The 16262-nt window shown below is 66.5% G+C and carries 12 protein-coding genes; 5 read left to right on the top strand and 7 right to left on the bottom strand.

The annotated features are described in order from the left end of the window. Positions 1-60: 60 nt before the first annotated feature. The 4 genes from LI336_RS16015 to LI336_RS16000 all read right to left on the bottom strand — a co-directional run bounded on the left by LI336_RS16015 (position 61) and on the right by LI336_RS16000 (position 4142). Positions 61-1572 (bottom strand): MATE family efflux transporter, encoded by a 1512-nt coding sequence (locus tag LI336_RS16015; RefSeq protein WP_227134155.1) that lies wholly within the window; start codon positions 1570-1572, stop codon positions 61-63. Positions 1573-1926: 354 nt separating this feature from the next. After that, complete coding sequence (locus LI336_RS16010; RefSeq protein WP_227134154.1) at positions 1927-3108, bottom strand: OapC/ArvC family zinc-ribbon domain-containing protein; 1182 nt, start codon at positions 3106-3108, stop codon at positions 1927-1929. Continuing rightward, positions 3108-3494 carry a DUF2073 domain-containing protein gene (locus LI336_RS16005; RefSeq protein WP_227134153.1) on the bottom strand — a complete coding sequence of 129 codons (387 nt, stop codon included), beginning with the start codon at positions 3492-3494 and terminating at the stop codon, positions 3108-3110. The genes LI336_RS16010 and LI336_RS16005 overlap by 1 nt, the downstream gene beginning before the upstream one ends. Before the next feature lie 6 nt (positions 3495-3500). Beyond that, positions 3501-4142, bottom strand: a complete 642-nt coding sequence (locus LI336_RS16000; protein WP_227134152.1) for an Era-like GTP-binding protein — start codon at positions 4140-4142, stop codon at positions 3501-3503. A 2142-nt stretch (positions 4143-6284) separates the two neighbouring features. Between LI336_RS16000 and LI336_RS15995 the strand changes: the two genes are divergently transcribed. Continuing rightward, entirely contained in the window at positions 6285-7778 is a 1494-nt protein-coding gene (locus LI336_RS15995) for a Cdc6/Cdc18 family protein (RefSeq protein WP_227134151.1), read from the top strand. 395 nt (positions 7779-8173) lie between these two features. Here the strand turns inward: LI336_RS15995 and LI336_RS15990 are convergent, their stop codons facing one another. After that, a complete protein-coding gene (locus tag LI336_RS15990; RefSeq protein WP_227134150.1) occupies positions 8174-9433 on the bottom strand; it encodes a S26 family signal peptidase in 1260 nt (419 codons plus the stop codon). Positions 9434-9566: 133 nt separating this feature from the next. On the opposite strand from LI336_RS15990, the gene LI336_RS15985 reads away from it, so the two are divergent. Beyond that, complete coding sequence (locus tag LI336_RS15985; RefSeq protein ID WP_227134149.1) at positions 9567-11144, top strand: DNA-directed DNA polymerase II small subunit; 1578 nt, start codon at positions 9567-9569, stop codon at positions 11142-11144. Between the two features lie 93 nt (positions 11145-11237). On the opposite strand, the gene LI336_RS15980 is transcribed toward LI336_RS15985, so the two are convergent. Continuing rightward, positions 11238-11669, bottom strand: coding sequence for a hypothetical protein (locus LI336_RS15980; RefSeq protein ID WP_227134268.1), 432 nt, complete (start codon positions 11667-11669; stop codon positions 11238-11240). Positions 11670-11894: 225 nt separating this feature from the next. Here LI336_RS15980 and LI336_RS15975 point away from each other — a divergent pair, with 225 nt between their 5' ends. After that, positions 11895-13073 carry an aspartate kinase gene (locus tag LI336_RS15975; RefSeq protein WP_227134148.1) on the top strand — a complete coding sequence of 393 codons (1179 nt, stop codon included), beginning with the start codon at positions 11895-11897 and terminating at the stop codon, positions 13071-13073. Between the two features lie 405 nt (positions 13074-13478). Here LI336_RS15975 and LI336_RS15970 read toward each other — a convergent pair whose 3' ends face one another. Continuing rightward, the gene (locus tag LI336_RS15970) at positions 13479-14138 is read right to left on the bottom strand and encodes a metallophosphoesterase family protein (RefSeq protein WP_227134147.1); all 660 of its coding nucleotides are present in this window, start codon (positions 14136-14138) and stop codon (positions 13479-13481) included. Positions 14139-14245: 107 nt separating this feature from the next. On the opposite strand from LI336_RS15970, the gene LI336_RS15965 reads away from it, so the two are divergent. Further along, positions 14246-15130 (top strand): SDR family NAD(P)-dependent oxidoreductase, encoded by an 885-nt coding sequence (locus LI336_RS15965; RefSeq protein ID WP_227134146.1) that lies wholly within the window; start codon positions 14246-14248, stop codon positions 15128-15130. Then, positions 15130-16239, top strand: a complete 1110-nt coding sequence (locus LI336_RS15960) for a patatin-like phospholipase family protein (protein WP_227134145.1) — start codon at positions 15130-15132, stop codon at positions 16237-16239. The genes LI336_RS15965 and LI336_RS15960 overlap by 1 nt, the downstream gene beginning before the upstream one ends. Positions 16240-16262: the final 23 nt, after the last annotated feature.

Raw genomic sequence — 16262 nt, 5'->3', positions numbered from 1 at the left:
ACCGCTCGGGCTTACCGTTTTCGAAGCGCGCCGGTCGCGAAGCACCCGCTCGCGCACCACTCACCCCGGTGCGTCAGCGCCGACGTCCGACTGGCGCGCGACGACGCGCCACGTCCCGGACTTGAAACGAACGGCGTTCACCGCCGCCCGGAAGTACATGTCCAGCAGGATAGCGGCGTACACCGCGACGACGCCAAGCCCGAAACCGGGCGTGAACGTGACGCCGAGGACGCCCACCGACGTCGTCGCCGGAAGCGCCAGGAACGCCACCGGGAGCTTCAGGAGGTACGTGCCCGCGAGCGTCCCGTAGAACGGCCACGTCGTATCGCCAGCGCCACGGAGCCCACCACGCATCGTCCGCGACACCGCGAACGCGCCGACGCCGAGCCCGAACACGCGCACGAACCGCACCGTGTCCGCGACGGTCTCGGACCCGAACGCCAGCGAGATCGGGCGTGCAAGCACCACCAGCACGAGCGCGATACAGAGCTGGGTCGCGAGCGCCACGCGCAACGTCGCCCACCCCGCTTCGGCCGCCCCGTCCTCGTCGCCCTCGCCGACGCGCTGCCCGACGAGCGTGCTCGCCGCCGTCGAGTACCCCCACGCGGGCATCATCGCGAGCAGCATCACGCGCCGCCCGATGGCGTACGCCGCGAGCGTCCCCGTCCCGAACGCCCCCAGGACGAACAGGAACGGGAACCGTCCGAGCGTCCGCGACAACCGCGTCCCCGCCAGTGGGAGGCCGACGCGGACCACCTCCCGCGCGATACCGCCGTCCCAGAGCCGCCCCGTTGCCGAATCATCTCCCGCGGTCGAACGCGCTCGCAGGACCGGGAGCGGGAGTCGAACCGGGAATCGCGTCGTCGACAACAACGCCAAGAAGACCCCGGCGGCGAGCACGTTCGCCGCGACCGTCCCCCACGCCGCACCCGCCACGCCCATCGGCGCTATCGGCCCGAGCCCGAAGATGAGGACCGCGTTCAACCCGATGTTCGTCGGGAGCGTCAGGAGTCGAACGTACATCGGCGTCCGCGTGTCACCGGCACCAGCGAGCGCACGCGCCGCCGTCATGCTCCAGAACCGGAACGCGACCGACAGCATCACGATACGCAGATACGTCGCGCCCATCTCCGTGACCGTCGCGTTCGGCGCGAGCACCGCGACCAGCGGGTCCGCGTACACCCACGCCAGCACCGTCATCGGGATGGAGAACGCGAGCGACAGCCACAGCGACACCGCGAGCGTCGTGTTCGCCCGCCCGGTCTCGTCCGCCCCGACGAACCGCGACACGACACTGATAGTGCCACTCGTCAACGCCAGCGACAACCCGAACGGGATGAAGTAGTACTGGAACCCGAGCTCGAGCGCCGCGACCGCTGACGCACCGATCGCCTGCCCGACCATCAGGAAGTCCGCCGTCCGCAGGAACGTCCGGAGCGCGCCCGTCACCATCACCGGCAACGCCAGGTCGAACGCCTCGTCGCCCCGCTCCCGGTCGACGACGCCGAGTCGCGCGAGCAACGCCGGGAACGCGAACGCGAGCCGACGCGCACCGTCGCGGAGACGACCCATCTGGATTCACGCCCCACTACCGACCACACTCTCTTACCCATTACGTCCGGGGAACTCGCGCGACACGACCGGGCTCGAGGGGTCCCGGTCGACCGACGCTCCAGTGCTGATATAAGAATCTCCAGACGAAATGGAGGGGTCTCGGGTCGTCGGGTGGAAGGACGCGATTCGACGAGAACGAGGCCCACACCGCGCCCAGAGCGCGATTCACGGTCGTAAACGAGTCCGCACGGTCGACAGTCGAGACCGGACCCGCGTACTCGACGGAACGAAACCAACTCGGCCAGAACGAACTGACCGGAACGAACTGACCAGAGCGAACTGACCGGAACGAACTCGACTGGATCGACCCGATCAGTCCGGGCCAGCGTCGCCGCGCCAGGACTCCGGGACCTCGATGACGTACCGGCCGTCCTCCTGGAGCGAGATGATGTACTCCTCCCGGTCGTACAGCTCCATCAGGTTCAACTCGTACTTCCCCGGGTCGAGCACCTTGATGCTCTCGAACTGGCTGTTGAGCTCCTCGCGGAGCTCGTCCAGGTTCGGCGAGTCGTCATCCGGTTCGCTCGCGACGTCACCGGCACTCGGCCGGTCCTTCACGTCCGCCGCCTCGCTCGACGGCGGCCGGTCCGCACGCTCAGACGGCTCACCGGTCGCATCGTCGCGCATCCCGCCAGGAGCGGCCGACTCGCGACTCGGTAACTCGTCGGGCGACACCACGTCAGAGCGAGCCGACCGCTGCGCATCGTCCTCCGTCTCACCCATCTGCGCAGTGATCGACTCGTCATCACTCGCCGACTCGGACGCCTCAGCAGACACGTCCTGCTCCGTCGACTCAGTTGCGGCACCCGCAGTCGACTCGAGATCCGCTGGCGACTCGGACGCACCAGACGCAGACTCCGATGCGCCGACCGACCGCTCGGACGTCGTGGACTCGGTCGTCCCAACCGACTCCTCGTGAGACTCCCGCCGACGGGCCTTCTCCGCCGGCGTATCGTACTCCTCCGTCGCCGACTTCGGCCACTCACCACTCTCCGACGGCGTCACACGGTCGCGGTCCGTATCGGCCCCACCGGAGCGCGACGACCCGCCGGCAGGCGACCCCGAGGACTGCGACTCCGACGCCGCCGCGCTCGACGCGCTCTCCGCACTCGACGCGCTCTCCGCACTCGACGCGCTCTCCGCACTCGCCGATGCACTCTCCGCACTCGACGTCTCGCCAGCGTTCGCCGACCGTCCACGAGCCGGTGACTCGGACGCGGTCGACCCCGTCCCGTCGTCGCCATCACCACGACCCATCAGATCACGGACCGTCGCCTTCGCGCGACTCATCGCACCGCCATCCCCACCGGCGGACGACCCTTCGGCGACGCTACCACCGGCACTACCGCTACCAGCACCACTGCCAGCGCCAACGTCCACCGCATCAGCCGGCTTGAACTGGAACTTGTTCCCACCGCAATCCGGACACCCGGACAGCATCTCCTTCGACCCGTCCGGGAACGTCCGCGCGCACTCAGTGCACTGATGCGGCATTATTTCCGTGAAACCAGCGCACTGATTACCGTCTCGTCCTTGTGCAACGTCTCGATCTGGTTCGCCGGCCCGATGACCGTCAACTTCGACGTCTCCTCCCGACCCATGATGCGACCGAGGATCCCCGAATCGCTCGTCGACGACCGCGGATACGTCTCGATCTCGATCCCGTTGAACTCGTCGGGACTGATCTCCGTCATCGTCACCTCGATGAGCTTCGACTCCTCGTCCGGCGACAACCCATCCTCGAGGATGACGATCTTCCCATCACGAACGCCGTCCAGGATCATCCGGATCTTCTCCATGCTCGCCAGGCCATCCATCCGCTCGGCACTGATGAGGTCGATCTGAACGCCGTCGTTGTCTGATGCTTTGGCTTCAGGCATCCACGATCACCCGAAGTACTCCGCTATCTTGTCGTACACTTCGTCCATGTTGTTACCCTCCAATGCCGACAGCGGCACCGTCTCGTGCTGCGGGAACGCGTTCCGTATCCGCTGCGTGCTCGCATCGTCCAGGTCGATCTTGTTCGCGAAGATGAGCACGGGCAAGTCCCGACTCTCGATGATTCCGATGAGCATCGTGTTCACTTGCGTGAACGGATCCTCGGTCGAATCCAGCACGTAGATGACGCCGTCGACGTCCTCGCGCAACCAGTGCATCGCTTCCGCGACGCCCTCCGTGGCCTCGCGGCTGCGTCGGACGGCATCGTCCTTCTCCATCTCGTAGTCGAGGAACTCCTCGTAGTTCACCTTCGTCGTCACGCCCGGCGTGTCGACGATGTCGATACTCACGGACTTCCCGTTCCGCTCGATCTCCACGTTCTCCTTCCGACGCGCCCGCCGCGTCTCGTGAGGGATGTGGCTCTCCGGACCGATCGCGTCCCCGGTCCAGTCTCGAGCGATTCGGTTCGCCAGTGTCGTCTTGCCTGCGTTCGGCGGTCCGTAGATGCCGATACGTTTCTGTTCGTCCTCCGAGAAGAGGCTGTCCGTAACCCGTTGGAGGCTGTCTTTGAGTCCTGATAGCAGTCCCATCCTGGTCTATCCTCCCGTCCGCGTTCGGTTATGTGTGTGGCACACGGCTCTCGCCTTGCGGTTCGACGGGCGCCGAGCCCGCGTCGACGGGGTGCGTCGGAGACCCTCGTGGGAGCCGAATCGGGGTCGTGTCGACGCCGTCGAAACGCGCGGCATCTCCCCGGTCGTCGGGGAGGACGGCGCGTGCTTGCGCGACGATTTGCGTGCGTCTGGACGTACTACCGCACTGGATTCACTTAAGCCTGTGTCAGACGTGTTAGATTAACGATAATAATGACGGGTGATTCGAGTCGAACTAGGGGTGAGTCGGTAGGAACACATTTGAGGACTGATCGGCAGTCAACGGGCTCTCGAAACCGAGTCTTACCAGACACACCATCGCTTCAAGTGCACCAGTACGGCCCGTTTACTTCACAGCGTCTTCTCCGACATTATCATCGACCGTCGAAGCATGTCAGTGCCACTGGACGAACCGAGACGCCAGTTAGTCGCTCGGCACGTCGAAGAGGTCGAGGGTCGTCGTGGATTTCAGCCGGATTCGTTCCGCCGTTGCGAACGGAGCCGCGCGATCGAGTGCCACCGACCAGGGGACGGACCGGCGTGCAAGAGAGACTCAGGCGAAGTCCCAGCCCCCCCACCCCTTCGTTTCGGGTGGAACGTCGGGTTGTGGTGGGGTGGGTCGTGGGGGACGAGAGGCTCGAGGCCGGCTCGCGACGGGGAGTGGACGAGAAAGCCCGAGACGTGTCGGACGGAATTCTAGTGAAATCTAGATTAATCGGACAACTGTCTAGACAACTAGACTAGAAACAAACAAGTACAGCGTTATTTCTGGTTTACGGATATGGTTGTAGTAGTAGTTACTTAGTCCTTCCCCTGTTAGATGCCTCCCTCCCCCCACCCACCCTCCGACGCGTTCCACCCGAAACGAAGGGGTGGGGGGGTCTCCACCCCTCGCCAGAAACCGACCCTCCTTTCGCGTGGAACCACCACGCGAGAGATCGATCGCCCACTCAGCGTCCCGACGACGGCAGCCTTCACACGGGAGTTCGAGCGCTTCTCGACGCTATTCGACTCGAAATGTCCCTCGTCCAGTTGAGGGACGCCGCTTTACGAGCATCCACTGATTCGAGTCGAACGCTTCACTCACCTCGCGGTTTCACTCGCATCCGTTCGTCGATTGCGTTCCACCACCGATCTCGCCAGTCCACCATCTCGACAGCTCGTGCATCGACGTTCGGAACGACCGCCATCCATCTGCAGAGCGTCGTCCTTCTGGACCAGTCACCGTCCAACCGTTCGACTCGAACCCAGGGGACTCGACCGGGACTCCGAGCGTCCGGCGGTCCGCTCTCCACTCGAAGCGAGCGCCTGGACGCACGAGAACGTCCGTGTCCAGGCACTCATCACCGTGATGCACCCACACCGTCTCGCGAGGGGGTCCCTCCCCTTCGAGTCCACGACGACCTCCCCGCGCCCACCGGTTCAACTCCAGCCAGCATATCACCTACCGATCTCGAGTTCCGACAGCAGCACCGACAGCGGCAGCGACAGCTGTACCGACAGCGGTAGCGACGGGTTCCCGACAGCAATCGCGACGAATTCAGCGACAGCAATCGCGACGAATTCCCCGCAACGTCGAGCGTGACGCACGTCGGCGACCAGAACCTGATGGCCCGACTGCGGCAGGGTCCGGAGGAAGGTCGGTAGCGTAGACCCGCGTTCTACCGAGTTCGACGTGAAACGGTCGCGGCCTGGCCCCTCGTCGTTCCGTTCCGTTGCGTACCGAGGTCACTCGTGGGTCGCGCGTACGCGACGCGAGCGAGTGAACTAGATTACATGAATAGAGGTGCAGTTCGCTCGAACCGACTGACGGGAGAGTCTTCTAGGTGCTGGTCGCTGCAGCCTGGTGGGCACTCGTCGTCCAGCTGTACGGTCGGACGTTCGTCGTGTGGGCCGCGGCGCAGCACCGGAACGTGACGCCCAAGGAGCAACTATTAAGTACCTACCCTTCATCTGGTTCGTGTGCATCAACTGGACGTTCCGCGTACGCCCCACGCTCGTAATCGGTCCGTTCGGGGTTCTCTACCGGCACGCTCTCCCCTCTGGCGGCGGGAACTCCAGTAGAAACGAAGGGGTAAAGAAATGTCCGACGACGACACAGATCCGACGGCCGAGCCGCGACGAGAGGACCGCGACTTCGACGTCGACCTCGACGAGGTCGTCCTCGACGAGGGCGACGACGAGGAGTCGACGGGCCTGTTCGACGACCTCCTGAGCGGCGAACCCATCTTCGAGAACAAGGAAGTCCTTCGCCCGTCGTACACGCCACACGAACTCCCGCATCGGAAGGAACAGATCAACAAGATGGCGACCATCCTGGTCGCCGCACTCCGTGGGGAGACGCCGTCGAACATCCTCATCTACGGGAAGACCGGGACGGGGAAGACGGCGAGCGCGAAGTTCGTCAGTCAGGAACTCGAGTCGACGAGTCAACGCTACGACGTTCCCTGTGAGGTCGAGTACATCAACTGCGAGGTCACGGACACCCAGTATCGGGTGCTCGCACAGCTCGCGAACAAGTTCATCGACGAGAACGAGGCGTACATCGACGGCCGCATCGAGGAACTCGAAGCGCTCCTCGAGGACGTCGAAGAGCAGCGGCCGTCCGAGGTCCTTCCGGAGACGGAGTTCGACTCCACGGACGCGGTCGAGGAGCGTATCGCGCAACTGGAAGCGGACCGCGAGGAGTTCGAGGAGGTCCCGATGACGGGGTGGCCGACCGACCGCGTGTACAGCGTGTTCTTCGACGCGGTGGATTACCACGAGCGCGTGGTCGTCATCATGCTCGACGAGATCGACAAGCTCGTCGAGAAGTCCGGTGACGACACGCTCTACAATCTCTCCCGGATGAACTCCGAACTCCAGAACTCGCGGGTGTCCATCATCGGGATATCGAACGACCTGAAGTTCACGGACTTCCTCGACCCACGGGTGAAGTCGAGTCTCGGCGAGGAGGAGATCGTGTTCCCGCCGTACGACGCGAACCAGCTCCGTGATATCCTCCAGCATCGTGCGGACGTCGCGTTCAAGTCGGAGGCGCTCACGGACGACGTCATCCCGTTGTGTGCGGCGTTCGCTGCGCAAGAGCACGGGGACGCGCGGCGTGCACTCGACCTCCTGCGGACGGCGGGCGAGCTCGCGGAACGCGATCAGGCGGAGAGCGTGGACGAGGCGCACGTCCGGAAGGCTCAGGACAAGATCGAACTCGATCGCGTGGTGGAGGTGGTGCGGACGCTGCCGACGCAGTCGAAGCTCGTGCTGTTCGCGATCATCAGCCTGGAGAAGAACGGCGTGCACAACATCAACACTGGTGAGGTGTACAACATCTACAAGCGGCTCTGCGAGGAGATCGATGCGGACGTCCTCACACAGCGGCGCGTGACGGACCTCATCAGCGAGCTCGACATGCTCGGTATCGTGAACGCCGTCGTCGTCTCGAAGGGACGGTACGGGCGGACGAAGGAGATCTCGTTGTCGGTGCCTATCGACGAGACGGAGGCGGTCCTGCTATCGGATTCGCGACTGGGTGACATCGACGACGTCCAGCCGTTCGTGCAGGCGCGGTTCGATAACTGACGGATAGGGTTCGGTCTGACGGATAGGGTTCGGTCTGACGGATAGGGTTCGGTCTGACGGATAGGGTTCGGTCTGACGGATAGGGTTCGGTCTGACGGATAGGGTTCGGTCTGACGGATAGGGTTCGGACTGGACGGTGCGGTCGGTCGAGCCCGCGTTCGAGTGCGTGACCGCTGGAGGCTCGGCGCGGTCTCGGACTCGTGGACGGGCGTCTTTCGGAACTGTTCTCGGCGTTCGACTCGGGTCTCTAGTCGAAACGAAGGGGGTTGGGTTTCGACCGATGGGCGTCGAATTACGTCTGTTTCGAATGGAGGTAGTATCGGTGTTTGAGAGGTTCGTTCAGCGTCCGGGCTAGGACTCCGTGGTTTGCTCAGGTTGGGGCTCGCGTGGTTTACTCAGGTTCGGGTTGCGACGACGGCGGCGCCTGCTGCGGCACCGAGTGCGCCGAGGCGAGCGAACAACGCTGGCCCGTTCGCTGGGACCGTCGGCGTGACGGAGGTGGCGGTGACGGCGGTGAGTTTCGCGAACTGGAGGCGGATCCACCCGAGGAGGGGAACGCGGACCTGTGCCTTGCCGCGGACCCATTCGGGCTTGACGATGTCGCTCTGCGATTGGACCTGGTCGTAGTTGCTGTTCGCGTCGCCTTTCGTGATGAAGCCGTCGTAGGGAGCGGGGCACTGGTTCCGCGGGACTTCGGTGCAGGTGTCGACGCTACCCAGGTGGTCGGAGTCGGCGTCTTTCACCCAGTTCTCGCCTTCTTCGACGTAGAAGCGGGCACGGTGGATGATGGGCGTGGCTCCGCGGTCGCCGTACGGGCGGTAGACGACGACGTCGCCGTAGTTCCCGAACTTCGAGTAGCCGTTCGCTGCTTGCGCGCTCGTGTGCGTGGAGACGCCGGTGTCCTGGACGGCGCTCTGTGGCGCGTATCGTTGTTCGTCGACGATGAACACGAGGTCGCCTTTGCTCATGTGGGGTTCCATGCTGCCGGATTCGACGGCAACGAGCGGCGGCCAGATGCCGGAGATGGCGAAGAGGACGAGCCCGATGGCGGCGACCGCAGCGATGCTCGAGACGACGTCGCGGACGAACACGACGCTCCCGTTCGGCGAGTTCAGGAACCACGTGAGGAGGCCGTCGTCGGCGATCGTCGGCGGGGCGTCGTCGACGTCGTGCGCCGGCGGTTTCTCCGGGGTCGAGCGCTCGCCGAGCGTCGACTCGCGGTCGCCGGTCGGCACGGGTTCGTCGCCACGTGCCCTGGCGTCGTCGGTGGTCTCAGCGGTGGCGTCGTCGATGGGGTCGGCGGCGTCGATGGCGTCAGTGGTGTCGTGGTCGTCTGCGGTCACGTCCACCGTCGGGTCGGCGTTCTCGTCGCGGTCAGCTGCGCCGTCGTCCGTCGGCGCGTCGTCGCTAGCGGATTCATCGTGCGGTGGTTGCGCGTCGTCGCTAGCGGATTCATCGTGCGGTGGTTGCGCGTCGTCGCTAGCGGATTCATCGTGCGGTGGTTGCGCGTCGTCGCTGGTGGACTCGTCGTGCGGTGGTTGCGGGTCGTCGCTGGCGGTGGTCCAGTCGTCGGGCCAGCCGTCGGGACGCTCCGCTGTGTCGTCGGCCGTCCCGTCGGCGTCGTCGCCCCTGTCGTCGGGGTCGTGCCCGTTCATCTTGGTCGAGGTTGCGGCGGCCTCGAAATGAACCTTCTGTCTCGTGGCGTCGGGGAGCGGCGTGCGTCTCGCGGGCTCGTGGCGCGTCGGTGGTTCCGCTATCCTTTTTGCTGCCCGTCCGCTTTCGAGTGGTGTGCCACAGGAGGCGCCGGCGCGGGTGGTTCGCGAGCTCGCGAGCCGCGGCTACAACGCGGAGCGGGAAGCGGTGACCCTCCTTTCGAGTGCGGACGATTCTGCGGCGGCGATCGCGCGCGTGGTGGACGAGCTCCCGGCGGACGCGTTCAAGGTGACGCGCGCGGACGTCGAGGCGGCCCTTGACGGAGGCCGTGGAACCAGCCGTCCCGGTGGTGGAAGCGACGCGAACACCCCGCCAGCAGACCCCTCTGTTTCGAGTGGAACGAACGCCGCGAACGAGGTCGATGCGACTTCGAACGACGGAAACACCGGTCGGTCTCCAGTCGAAGCGAAGGGGTCTGGTTCGTTCGAGCGGACGGTCGACGAGGCGCTGCGGTCCGTCGAGATAGTCGGGGACGTCACCGGACACTCGACGGGGACCGGCGCGTACGACGACTTCGTGAAGGTGTTCCGCGACCGCTACGACCGCCTCGGGAGCAAGCTCCGCGGGCGCGTCAACCACCGCCCCACGGACAGCATCGAGGACATGGTCGGCGGGAGCGACGTCGGGCTCGTCGGGATGGTGAACGACGTCCGGTCGACGAAGAACGGCCACTGGATCGTGGAACTCGAGGACACGAACGGTGTCTTCCCGTGTCTCGTCACGAAGGACCGCGACCTCGCGGACAGCGTCGACGAACTGCTGTTCGACGAGGTGATCGCGATCGAGGGGACGCTCAGCGACGACGCCGGTATCGTGTTCGTCGACGAACTCTACTTCCCGGACGTTCCCCGCACGTACAAGCCCAGTACGGCGGACCGACACGTGCAGGCGGCGCTCGTCAGCGACGTCCACGTCGGCAGCCAGGAGTTCATGGCCGAGGCGTGGACGCAGTTCACCGAATGGTTGCATACGAAGCAGGCCGAGCACGTCGAGTACCTCCTCATCGCGGGCGACATGGTCGAGGGCGTCGGCGTCTACCCGAACCAGGACGAGGAACTGGACGTCATCGACCTCTACGAGCAGTACGAGCGGTTCAGCGAGTACCTCAAGCAGGTTCCGGGAGACATGGAGATAATCATGATCCCGGGGAACCACGACGCGGTGCGGCTCGCGGAACCACAGCCCGGGTTCGACGAGGAGCTCCGCGACATCATGTCGGCGCACGACGCGCGCATCGTCGGGAACCCGTCGACGGTGACCGTCGAGGGCGTGTCGGTGCTGATGTACCACGGCGTGAGTCTCGACGAGGTCATCGCGGAGTTCCCCGAGGAGAAGGCGAGCTACGACGAACCGCACAAGGCGATGTACCACCTGCTCAAGAAACGTCACGTCGCCCCCCAGTACGGCGGGCACACGCGACTGGCGCCCGAGGAGCAGGACTACCTCGTCATCGACGACGTCCCCGACGTCTTCCACACGGGCCACGTCCACAAGCTCGGGTACGGGAAGTACCACAACGTCCTCGCCATCAACTCCGGGTGCTGGCAGGAACAGACGGACTTCCAGAAGTCCGTGAACATCGACCCCGACTCGGGGTACGCGCCCATCGTCGACCTCGACACGCTCGACGTCACCATCCGGAAGTTCAGCTAACCGCGCGCGACGCCGAGTCGAGCGACTCGACCGAGAGCGAGGTTCGGGCCGCTACGTCGACCGAGAGCGAGGTTCGGGCCGGTGCGGGAGGATTCAGGCGGGTGAGAGCCGGTAGCGGACGGTCCGTTCGCCGTCGAAGCGCGGGCCGGAGCCGTCGTTCCGGAAGCCGACGCGTTCGGCGGCTGCGGCGACGTCGCCGTCCGCGTCGGTGACGAGGAGTTCCACGCGCATGCTCTCGTGTTCGGCGAACCGGATGGGTTCGGCGAGCAGTAACTCGCACGCGTCGGGCGTCCCGTCTATCTGTGTGACGTGGACGACGTCGCCGCGCACGTCGAAGCTCACGAACCCGACGACGTCGTCGGGGTCCGCGTCGTTCGCGTCGGCGTTCTCGTCCCTGGCGTTGGCCTCCCGTTCGACGACGCGGACCGTCCGGTCGTGGACGATGTTCCGCATCACGTCCGCCGGCGCGTCGGCGATGGCCGCCATCGCCTCCGCATCCGCTTCCACCGCGTCACGTACACGCATCATCGATTGCTAACGAACCGCACGACCATAACTCCCCGCGACGACGCGGCGGTCGGCCGGGCGTCTCACCCGACGGAGTGACCGTGATACCGGAGCGGTTCTCGGGGATACGCGCGTGGGTGACCGGCAGTTCTTTCCCCGGAGGACAGGAGTTATCTCGCGGCGCGGGTTAGGTGGGGCCATGACTCTCCGAAGTGCGGACGTCGACGGTCACGAGGTGGCGGGATGCGCGTAGTCGCGAAGTTCGGTGGGACGAGCCTCGGCAGTGGGGACCGCATCAATCGTGCAGCGGACTCGATCGCGGCGGCGGTCCGCGAGGGCCACGAGATCGCGGTGGTCGCGAGCGCGATGGGGAACACGACCGACGAGCTCCTGGACGAGATCCAGTTCGAGGTCGACGAACTCGACCGCGCGGAGATCGTGTCGATGGGCGAGCGGACGTCGGTCCGGATGCTGAAGGCGGCGCTCGCCGCGCGCGGTATCGACGCGAAGTTCTACGAACCGGGCGTCGACGACTGGCCGGTCGTGACGAACGAGGCGGGCGAGGTGGACGTCGAGACGACGACCGAGCGCGCGGCGGCGGTCGCGAGCGACCTCACGGAGACGGTCCCGGTCATCACGGGGTTCCTCGCGGAGGGGCCGGACGGGACCGTGACGACGCTCGGTCGCGGTGGGAGTGACACGACTGCGGTGATGCTCGGGAAGTACATGGACGCGGACGAGGTCGTCATCATCACCGACGTCGAGGGCGTGATGACGGGCGACCCGCACGTCGTCGAGGGTGCGCGGAACGTCGGCCAGATATCGGTGGACGAACTCCGGAACCTCTCGTTCCGCGGCGCCGAGGTCGTCGCGCCGTCCGCGCTCAGTTACAAGGACGACGACCTGAACGTTCGCGTCGTCCACTACCAGCACGGCGACCTGCTCTCGGGCGGGACGCGCGTGACGGGGAAGTTCGAGAACCTCGTGGACATGCGCGAGAGTCCGCTGGCGTGCCTCACGGTCGCGGGCCGCGCCATCCGGAACCAGACGGGCGTGTTCCACACCCTCTCGAAGTCCCTCTCGGAGTCCGGCATCAACGTCGACGCCGTCTCCTCGGGCATGGACTCGGTGACGTTCTACGTGGACGAGACCGAGGCCGAGCGCGCGGAGAACATCCTGCATCGCGAGGTCATCGACGAGGAGCACCTCTCCTCGGTCACGGTCGACGACGACGTCGCCGTCGTCCGCGTCACCGGCGGGGAACTCCCGAACCGACCGGGCGTCATCCGCGACATCGTCGACCCCATCGCGGACGCGAACATCAACATCCACGACGTCATGACGTCGGCGACGAGCGTCGCCATCTTCGTCGACTGGGACGACCGCGAGGAGACGCTCGAACTCGTCCAGGACCGGTACTGACCAGCTTTTCCCGCCTCGGGTTCACTCGCTCACTCCGCTCACTCCGTTCGCTCCGGGAACCACTCGGCGCAAAAACATGGGTGAAAGAGGGCCGGACGGCTCGCGCCCGATGGTCGCTCGCGTCCGGTGACTCGTTCTCCGTGCCCGCCGCGACCGCACCGCAGCCACGGCCTCCCCAGCCGACTCGCTCGCCGACTCCCTCCGGTCGTCGTCTCGCTCCTCCCTCGCACGGTATCGACGCAGCCGCGCTCCTCCGGTCGCGCGACTGCGACAGCGCGCGCCAGCCGGCGGTCTCACGTTCGATTCGACCCGCCGGCCGGGCCGCGAGCAGCGCACGCGGGACCGCGCGCGCTGCGAGCAGGGGGAGGGGAGGCGTGGTGCGGTCGGCGGTGACGGGAGCGTCGACTACTCGCCGCGAGCGAGGCGCGTCCCGATGCGTTTCGGTAACCCGGCTTCCTCGACCGCCTCCTGGACGGCGTCGACGTCGTACTCGACGCGGCGTTCCTCGACGGTCATCCGGTCGAGGTCGAGGAGCGCGTACGCGGCGTCGGGGTCGCCGTCGCGGGGCTGGCCGACGCTCCCGGGGTTCATCACGATACCCTCGCCGTACTTCTCGTGGGCCTGGACGTGCGTGTGGCCCATGACGAGGACGTCCTCGTCGTCCAGGAGGCGCGGCGAGAACTCGTGCGGTCGCGTGTAGTGGTCGGGGTCGTCCGGGTGACCGTGCACGATCTTCACTCGGCCGTCGGCGGCGAGGCGTTCCTCGGGAAGCGAGGCGAGGTACTCGAAGTGGTCGTCGTCGAGGTGCTCGCGAGCGTACGCGACGCCGGCCTGAGCCATGTCGTTGAACCGGAACCCCGAGTCCTGGACGACCGCGCGGTCGTGGTTCCCCATCACGGCGGTCGCGCCCTCGCGACGCACCCGGTCGACGCACTCGGCCGGCCACGGCCCGTAGCCGACGACGTCGCCAGCGCAGAGCACGCCGGCGACGCGAGGCATGTCGTCGAGAACGGCATCGAGCGCCACGCGATTCCCGTGGACGTCGGAGATGACGGCGACACGCATACGCTCGGAATATGCCACTCGACCCTTTCAGTCTCCCGGTGAATATACATGCCCGACGAGATGCCCCGGAGGTAGATTCTTCCCGTCGGCGGGCGCGCATCTAGGCGATGACCGCCGATTCCGATTCCGAGGACTTCGCGCCCGAGCCCGTCACGCACGAGAACGTCATGACCGTCGACGACCCCGCGTTCGAGGCGGGGAACGTCGCCATCGTCACCGGCGCGGCGTCCGGTATCGGTCGTGCGACAGCGGTCGCGCTCGCCGCGAACGGCCTCACCGTCCTCGCCACGGACCTCGACGAGGCCGGGCTCGCGGACGCCGTCGACCGCGCCGACGAGCTCGACGTCGACGGCGCAGTCGAGACGCACGAGGCCGACCTCACCGTCGACGACGACATCGCGAGCATCGTCGACGCCGCCGCCGACCACGGCGACGTGAAGTACGTCGCGAACATCGCGGGTCTCCAGCACATCGCTCCCATCGAGGACTTCCCCGTCGAGAAGTTCGACCTCATGCATCGCGTCATGCTGCGCGCGCCGTTCGTGCTCGCGAAGCACGCGATGCCGCACATCCGCGAGAGCGGTGGCGAGGACGACGAGACGGCGGGGACGGGCGCCATCGGGAACATGGCGAGCATCCACGGGCATACCGCGACCGAGGACAAGGCCGCGTACATCTCCGCGAAGTTCGGCCTGCGGGGGCTCACGCAGTCCATCGCCGCCGAGGGCGACGGGACGCTCCGCGCGTTCTCGGTGTCGACGGGCTACGTGAAGACGCCGCTGGTCACCGAACAGATACCCGACACCGCCGCGGAACGCGGCATCAGCGAGCAGGCGGTGGTCGAGGACGTGATGCTCGGCGACGCGAAGGTCAAGGAGATGATGGAGCCCGTCGAGGTGGCGAACCTCTTCGTCCTCGGGTTCAGCAAGCACGGCCGGCACCTCGACGGCGGCGACCTCACGTGGGACGGCGGCCACCTCTTCACGTACTGATGGTCGACGACCCCGACACCGCGACCGAATCCAGCGCGAGCGACGACGCGGCGACGGATCCCAGCGCGAGCGACGACGCGGCGACCGAGTCCGACGATAGCACGCGCGTCGCCATCGCGTGCCAGGGCGGCGGCAGCCACACCGCGTTCACCGCCGGCGCGCTCGAGGTCCTGCTCGACGACCCGGACTGCGAGATCGTCGGGCTCTCCGGCACGAGCGGCGGTGCGGTGTGCGCGAGCGCCGCGTGGTACGGCCTGCTCGCGGACGACGAGACGCCCGCGAGCGTCCTCGAGGCGGTGTGGCACGACGTCGCGGCGACCACGCCGATGGACCGCGCGCTCAACGGCGTCACCGTCTGGGGGTCGAGCGTCGAAGCGAGCGGGTACCCGACGCCCGGCATCAGTCCCTACCAGAACCCGGGTGCAGCGCTCGGCCAGCGCCGCCTCCGACGCGCACTCACCGCGAACATCGACTTCGACGCCTTCCCCGACCTCGCGACGCCCGAGTGCCCGCGGCTCGCCGTCGGCACCGTGAACGTCGACGCGGGCGCGTTCGAGACGTTCGTCGACGCCGAGGTGACCGCCGACGCCATCCTCGCCTCCAGCGCCATCCCCGACCTCTTCCCCGGCGTCGAGATCGACGGGCACCTCCACTGGGACGGCATGTTCTCGAACAACCCACCGATCCGCGACCTCATGGACGTCGACCGCCACCGGAAACCCGAGGAGCTCTGGGTGGTCCAGATCAACCCGCAGGACACCGACGACCGACCGACGACGCTCCGCGAGATCCGCGACCGCCGGAACGAACTCTCCGGGAACATCTCCCTCAACCAACAACTGCACTTCCTCGAGCGCGTCAACGACTGGATCGACGCCGGCCACCTCCCCGAGAGCGACTTCCAGCAGGTGAAACTCCGCCGCATCGAACTCGACCGCGACCTCTCGTACGCGACGAAACTCGACCGCGACGCCGACTTCATCGGGGACCTCGTCGACCTCGGGCGGGACGCCGCCAGCGAGTTCTGCGAGCGCCGCCGCGCCGGCGACGTCGACGAGCACTTCCACGTCGACGCCACCCGCGCCCACGAGGCCCACGGCGACGATTAACGGCCGGAAACCCGGCTCAGAGC

The sequence above is a fragment of the Halorubellus salinus genome, from assembly GCF_020567525.1.
GTDB lineage: Archaea > Halobacteriota > Halobacteria > Halobacteriales > Natrialbaceae > Halorubellus > Halorubellus salinus.
This window is presented reverse-complemented; position numbering and strand designations above follow the sequence as displayed.